This is a genomic window from Nocardioides sp. (genome assembly GCF_034670285.1).
Taxonomy (GTDB): domain Bacteria; phylum Actinomycetota; class Actinomycetes; order Propionibacteriales; family Nocardioidaceae; genus Nocardioides.
Map to the genome: position 1 here is coordinate 1 of NZ_JAXMNS010000582.1, position 1,591 is coordinate 1,591.

At 71.1% G+C, this 1,591-nt stretch carries 1 protein-coding gene and 1 pseudogene; one reads left to right on the forward strand and one right to left on the reverse strand.

Going from position 1 to position 1,591, the window contains the following annotated elements:
- Nucleotides 1-1,177, forward strand: a pseudogene (locus tag VOI19_RS19270) (hypothetical protein); the annotation flags it as partial.
- Nucleotides 1,178-1,182: 5 nt separating this feature from the next.
- Here the strand turns inward: VOI19_RS19270 and VOI19_RS19275 are convergent.
- The coding region (locus tag VOI19_RS19275; RefSeq protein ID WP_323794541.1) for a hypothetical protein at nucleotides 1,183-1,591 on the reverse strand (409 nt) is incomplete at its 5' end.

The window sequence follows — 1,591 nt, forward strand, 5'->3', positions numbered from 1 at the left end:
CGTCCACCTCACCAAGGGTCCGCCGGTCCTGCTCTCGAGAGGCGCACGCAGCATCCAGAACGACGCCACCGCCGATCCGGCTCGTCGGATCGCGAACATCACCCTGGGGCTGGCGACCACCGTGGCGGCCGACGCCTGGGACGCGGGCCTCATCGGAGTGAGCGAGCAGGTCGGCATCGAGCGCGCCGTCGCGTTGCTCGAGCACCTCGCTCGCGGACACCAGGCCTTCGAGGCCGGCGGGTGGGGCGGTGGCTGGCAGGGCTCGCTGGTGGGGGGCTACCTCGGCCGCGCCGCGTGGCTGTTGTGGGACGAGCTGCCGACGACTCTGCGCGCGGAGGTCGCTCGTATCGTCGAGAAGGAGGCCACCGAGGCCGCCGGCGAGCCGATGGTCCACCTGCGCGACGCGACGGGGCACTACGTCGGGGCACCGGGCGACTCCCGGGCCGAAGAGCTGAGCTGGCAGGTGCTTCCCGCCCAGCTGGCTCTGGCGATGTTCCCCGACAGCGACCACCGGTCGGTCTGGTCGCACGCAGTGATCCAGGCCGCCCTGACGTCCTGGGCTCGGCCTGCTGACGTGGCTCGCGCCGATCTGGTGCACGGGCTGCCGCTCTCGTCCTGGTTGCCCGGGTCGAACGTCGAGGCCGACGGGACGGTGATCAACCACGACCGGGTCGCTCCCGAGTACATGGCGCTGATGTCGCAGACGATGGACCAGGTGTGGGTCCAGACCCTGGTCGGCGACGCTGCTCCGCAGGCCGCGACGCTGCTGCTGGCGCCGGTCTACGACGCCCTGCTGACCAGGACGTTCGACGCAGCCGACTACGCGTCGCCGGGTGGAACCATCTACCCACCGGGAGAGTCGTCGATCTACTACCCGCAAGGCGACGACTGGGGAACGGGGCTCCGACTCCGCTTCGCCCTCGTCGACGCCCAGGCGCAGTCGTACGGGCTGGCCGGGGCCGAGACGGCCGGAGCGTTCCTCCGTCTCCACCTCGAGGCGGCGGCTGCGATGCAGGACCGGTTCGCCGACGGGCGTATCTACGGCGACTGGTCGGAGTTCGCCTACGTGGGGCGCGAGGAGATGATCGCTCAGGAGGCGGCCCTGCTGGTGCTCACGATCGGCGTCGGCGACGCGGACACCTTCTCGTTCACCGACCGGCCGGCCGGGGCCTTCTGATCAGGTCACTGCCGCAGCAGTGCGCGCACGCTCGGTCGGAACCATTCCCGCATGAATCGGGTCATCCGCTCGCCGAGGTGTGAACGGTCGTAGAACGTCGGCGTTGACCCGACCCGACCGAAGCAGGTGTCGGAGTCGCAGTAGGTCGCGGAGGTGTCGATCACCTGTGGCCGCGACGACAGCAGCGCCGACCGCTCGCCCAGCCAGCGCCGGTTGAGGTGCGGTTGGGGCAGGGCCGCCTCGCGGGCCTGGTCACACACGTAAGGGTCCTCACCCGCGAGGCAGAAGGGTGCGTCGGCGGCGACGGTGCCCGACTGGGCCAGCACGTCGGCACGGATGCCGGCGGCGCCGATCTTGCGGAACAGGACCGGGGAGCGCTCGACGCCGAGCCGCGCGATGTGTCGCTCGTAGGTC